This window comes from Synechococcus sp. R6-7 (assembly GCF_047461695.1).
In the GTDB taxonomy this organism is placed as follows: domain Bacteria; phylum Cyanobacteriota; class Cyanobacteriia; order Thermostichales; family Thermostichaceae; genus Thermostichus.
Window position 1 is genome coordinate 1 of record NZ_JANSHS010000020.1, and the last position, 4,356, is coordinate 4,356.

Here is a 4,356-nt window from a genome sequence, read left to right on the forward strand (position 1 = left end):
CGAAGCAGTCAGGGTCGGGTAGTTTACATTTACTTAACTGTTACTTAAAAGTTGTAGAAGAAAGCTCTGGCGGGGGCAGTGACGCTCAAGGGAGAGCTGCGGTGATCGGTTTCACCGTCCAAGAGAACATTTTCTGGTTAACTTTGGGGGGGATAGTCTGGATTATCCTGAGCAATCCCCAGTCTGAAGAAGGGGACAATCGACAGGGATCCCTTGATGAGGTTGACCATGGACTTGGGCTTGGTGGTGATTGCCTACAAAGAGGGGGATCGGGAGAGCAAAGCCGCCTGCCAGAGGTGTGCGGAGCAGTTGCGCCGGCGCGGTGTTACGGTGTTGACAGCTCCCACCGGCTTGCACCACAACCCCTACCCAGTCTTTTTGGAGGCCACCTCGGATCCCATCGATCTGGCGGTGGTGCTGGGGGGAGATGGCTCGGTGTTGGCGGCGGCACGATACCTGGCTCCCCATGGGATCCCGATTTTGCCGATCAAAGCGGGGGGTAGGCTGGGGTTTTTGGCCCAGTCGGAGCGGGTGCTGCAACAGGATCCCTGGGATCGCATTCAGGCAGGGGATTTTTTCTTGCAAGCCCGCATGATGTTGCAAGCCCAGATTTGGGAACAGCCGCAGTTGGGGCAAGGGGATCCCTTGGCCGCCCGTGGAGAGGGAAAGTCGCAAGGCCGTCCGGCCAGCGAAGTCTACTATGCCCTCAATGAGATCTGCCTGAAGCCAATCAACCGAGAACGGCTGCCTGCCGCGATCATGGAGATCGAGGTAAACGGAGAGATTTTGGATCAGTACCACGGGGATGGCGTGCTGGTGGCCACACCGACGGGATCCACCTCTTACACTCTGGCAGCCAATGGCCCCATCCTCGAGCCCACCCTCGACGCCATCATCATCACCCCTATTTGTCCCCTGAGTTTGTCTAGCCGTCCTATTGTCATCAGCGGCACAGCCAGGGTGGACATTTGGCCTCTTGCCGATCCCGAAGGGTTGACCCGCCTGTGGACAGATGGCGTGTTGGCTCAGTCGGTGAATCCCGGCCAGTGGGTTCACATTCAGCAAGCGCCTACACCGGCCAAGCTGATGATCCTGGAAAAAGATCTCTCCTACTTTCGCACTCTGCGGGAAAAATTGCAGTGGGCGGGCAGCCGCATCTACATCCCCACCACCAACCACCGCCCCGAGGGGGGATAAGGAGAGCTTAAAGTTGGGCAGCTAGAGTGGCAAAGTTCGCTCCCATAAGCATATTTCCCATGAGCCTGAGACTTTACCTCCTTAGACACGGAGAAACTCCCTACAGCCGTTCCGGCAGCTTTTGCGGCGCTCTCGATCCCGACCTCACCCCCGAAGGCAAACAAATGGCAGAAGCCTTTGCCGCAGCCTATGCTGGGATCCCTTGGCAAGCTCTCTACGTCAGCCCGATGCGGCGTGCCTTGGCTACCTTGAGCCCCCTGGCCGAGAAAGTTGGCTTGCAGATGCAGATTCGAGAGGGCCTAAGAGAAATTCACTATGGCGAGTGGGAGGGCAAAACCCACGCCGAGGCACAAGAAGCCTACCCAGAAGCCTATTGGCGCTGGATGACCGAGCCGGCCTGGAACGCCCCTCCGGGGGGCGAAACCGCCGTGCAAATTGCCAATCGGGCCATGCCGGTTGTGGCCGAGATCCAGGAAAAATGGACAGGCGGCCACGTCTTGATCGTCTCCCACAAGGCCACCATTCGGGTTATTCTCTGCAGCCTGCTGGGCATCGACCTGGGTCGCTACCGGGATCGCATTGAGGTTTTGGCCGCCTCGGTCAGCGTGGTCAAGTTCGACCGCTATGGCCCCCTTCTGGAAATCTTAGGGGAACGCAGTTATCTGCCTTCCGATCTGCGGGAAAGGGCAGGTACCTAATTGTTAGAGGGAGCAAGGTTTAGGATTCTTGAGGTCTTTTGGGTCTCTTTTTGAGGGAGCAATCATGGGCAAAAAACTGGGATTAGCACTGGGCAGCGGCGGAGCGAGGGGATGGGCTCATATTGGTGTGATTCGAGCTCTAGAGCGGGCTGGGATCTCCGTTGACTACATTGCCGGGACGAGCACTGGCGCTTTTGTGGGAGCCATTTATGCAGCGGGAGAACTGGATGAGCTGGAAGACTTTGTGCGAGATCTCAACTGGAAGATGATCCTGTCTTTGTTTGATGTGGTCTTTCCCACCTGTGGCCTGCTGGATGGCAACAAAATTTATGAGCTGCTGACAGAACATTTGCAAGAGCTGTGTATTGAAGAGGCCGGGATCCCCTTTTGCTGTGTGGCTACCGACTTGATCACAGGCCAGGAGGTGCTGTTGCGTTCGGGCAAAATGGCAGATGCCGTGCGGGCCAGCATCTCTATCCCAGGGATCTTTACACCCTTTTACTACGAAGGGCGCTATCTCGGAGATGGGGGCATTGTCAACCCGGTGCCAGTGCGGGTGGTGCGAGAGATGGGGGCCGATGTTGTTGTTGCGGTCAATCTCAACCATGTGGATCCCGCGGATGTGGAGTCGCAACTGGAAGAAACAGAGGTGGAAGAAACCCTTCAACGGCGACAGCGCTTGAATGCTGAAGGAGAAGTGATCGAAGAAGAAACCAACTTCATCACCCGCATTCGCAAACGCTATCAATCCCTACAACAAGGGATCCAAGAAAAAATTAGCCAATGGTTTCCAGATGAGCCCTCTGGTCCCAATATTTTCGACGTTATTGGCAAGACGTTGAACGTGATGGAGCAAATCGTTACCCGCAGTGTTTTAGCCAAACATCCGCCGGATTTGCTCTTACAACCCAAGCTGAGCCAGTATGGGATCTTCGATTTTCATCAAGCAGATCCGATTATTCAGGAGGGCTATCGACAAATGCGGCGGGCCATTCCAGAATTGCGACAAAAGTTGGAGCAGTGAACCACCACTTCTTCAGCAGTTTAACCTAAAGCTTTGCAAGGATCTGCGCCCAAGCTTTCCAAACAATCTCAGATGGATCCTGCTATCAAAATGGGCCTGAAGCTCACTCAATTGGGATAAATTGCAACAGCGATCCCGTGTGGATGAGATGGGCCGGGGCAGATTTTCCATCCTGGTCGGGATGGGCCAGCAGCACACAGCGATCTTGAGGGGTGAGGTCAAACTTGACAGAGGGATCAGGTTCTCTTTCCAGTGGAGGGCTGAGCTGGGGATCCCCGACAAAAGTAAGTCGTGCCAACACGGTCAGCAGGTGATCTTGATGGGCCAGGTCTGACCCAAAAGGAGTCCGCTCTTGTAACGTAACAAGTGCTACCGGGTAACCTTCTCGCATCAAGGAGAAGAGGATCCCGGCACAGCGCTCTACAGCTCGCTCCAACTTGTCTCGATGGATCTCGGGCCTCTCTTTCTGGGGCTGCCAGCGGTTTTCAAAACAGAGGGTGATGGCCTGGGCTCGTGGACGCTCCAACTCCCGCACGATCAGTTGATCCCGTTTGGCCGAGATCTTCCAGTGGACAGAACGCACATCGTCGTGGGGTCGGTAGGGCCGTAAGCTCAGGTAGTCTCCCTCTCGACCGGGTTGGGGGCGCAATTGGTTGCCGCTGCTGAGCTGATCCCACAGCACCAATCCTTGAACCGAGGCAGGCCGCGGAAACACGATCACCGTTTGGGGATCCCTAATCTCTACCGCCTTGCGGAAGAGTTCAAATGGGAAGCTGGTGGCAACTTCAAAACCCTGCAACTGCCAGGCTCCCCGCCTTGAAAAAGTATGCTGGTAAAAAGTGTCCACCTTGGCACCGGGATCCACCCGCAAAACATAGCTGGAAGGCCAATCTTCCCGCCTCAGCCCCTCAATGCGTTCGCTCACCTGCAACGAAAAGCTGGGCAGGCGCCGTTTGCGATTGACCAGCGTGAGACCCACTAAGACAGGCTGGCCAGCGAAAATGCGGTTAGGCAACTGCCGGCTGACCTCCAGATCTTTGAGGGTGAGATCAGAGAGGGTACCGCTGATGAGGATGAGGCTGAGCAGCATCCCCAGCAACAAGTACAGGGGATTGTTGCCGGTGTTGAAAGCAGCAATACTTACCAACAGGGCGATCCCGACAAACCGCCCCCCAATACGGGTAAAGCGGAAGCGGCGCAGAAAACGAACCTGGCGCCCTGATTTCTGCTCTGAGGAGAAGATCCCCAGGCTTCCCGTCCGTTGAAGCAGTAATGGAACTAGTTTTCGGCTTAGTTTCCACAACACCGCAGTCCCCTCATCACTCCTTCATCCCCGGCCCCTCTCCAAAGGAGAAAGAGGTCTGGAATCTACAAGCTGCTTCAGTGTAATTTGAAATCACCATAACCAGTGCTACGGGCAGGTTTTTTCTGAGAGGA

The 4,356-nt window shown here is 55.7% G+C and carries 4 protein-coding genes; 3 read left to right on the forward strand and 1 reads right to left on the reverse strand.

Features of this window, described 5'->3' with window-relative positions; translation table 11 throughout:
- The first annotated feature begins 228 nt into the window (after positions 1-228).
- The 3 genes from NW815_RS00605 to NW815_RS00615 all read left to right on the forward strand — a co-directional run bounded on the left by NW815_RS00605 (position 229) and on the right by NW815_RS00615 (position 2,919).
- A complete protein-coding gene (locus NW815_RS00605; protein ID WP_414415615.1) occupies positions 229-1,197 on the forward strand; it encodes an NAD(+) kinase in 969 nt (322 codons plus the stop codon).
- 59 nt (positions 1,198-1,256) lie between these two features.
- Positions 1,257-1,895 carry a histidine phosphatase family protein gene (locus NW815_RS00610; RefSeq protein WP_414390208.1) on the forward strand — a complete coding sequence of 213 codons (639 nt, stop codon included), beginning with the start codon at positions 1,257-1,259 and terminating at the stop codon, positions 1,893-1,895.
- 64 nt (positions 1,896-1,959) lie between these two features.
- Positions 1,960-2,919: a patatin-like phospholipase family protein gene (locus NW815_RS00615; protein ID WP_414390210.1), complete on the forward strand. Its 960-nt coding sequence runs from the start codon at positions 1,960-1,962 to the stop codon at positions 2,917-2,919.
- A gap of 103 nt (positions 2,920-3,022) precedes the next feature.
- On the opposite strand, the gene NW815_RS00620 is transcribed toward NW815_RS00615, so the two are convergent.
- Positions 3,023-4,066 (reverse strand): DUF58 domain-containing protein, encoded by a 1,044-nt coding sequence (locus tag NW815_RS00620; RefSeq protein WP_414415614.1) that lies wholly within the window; start codon positions 4,064-4,066, stop codon positions 3,023-3,025.
- Positions 4,067-4,356 lie beyond the last annotated feature (290 nt).

Excerpts from the sequence above, each read along its gene's own strand:
- NW815_RS00615 (WP_414390210.1), top strand. The coding sequence starts at position 1,960 with ATGGGCAAAAAACTGGGATTAGCACTGGGCAGCGGCGGAGCGAGGGGA.
- NW815_RS00610 (WP_414390208.1), top strand. The coding sequence starts at position 1,257 with ATGAGCCTGAGACTTTACCTCCTTAGACACGGAGAAACTCCCTACAGC.
- NW815_RS00605 (WP_414415615.1), top strand. The coding sequence starts at position 229 with ATGGACTTGGGCTTGGTGGTGATTGCCTACAAAGAGGGGGATCGGGAG.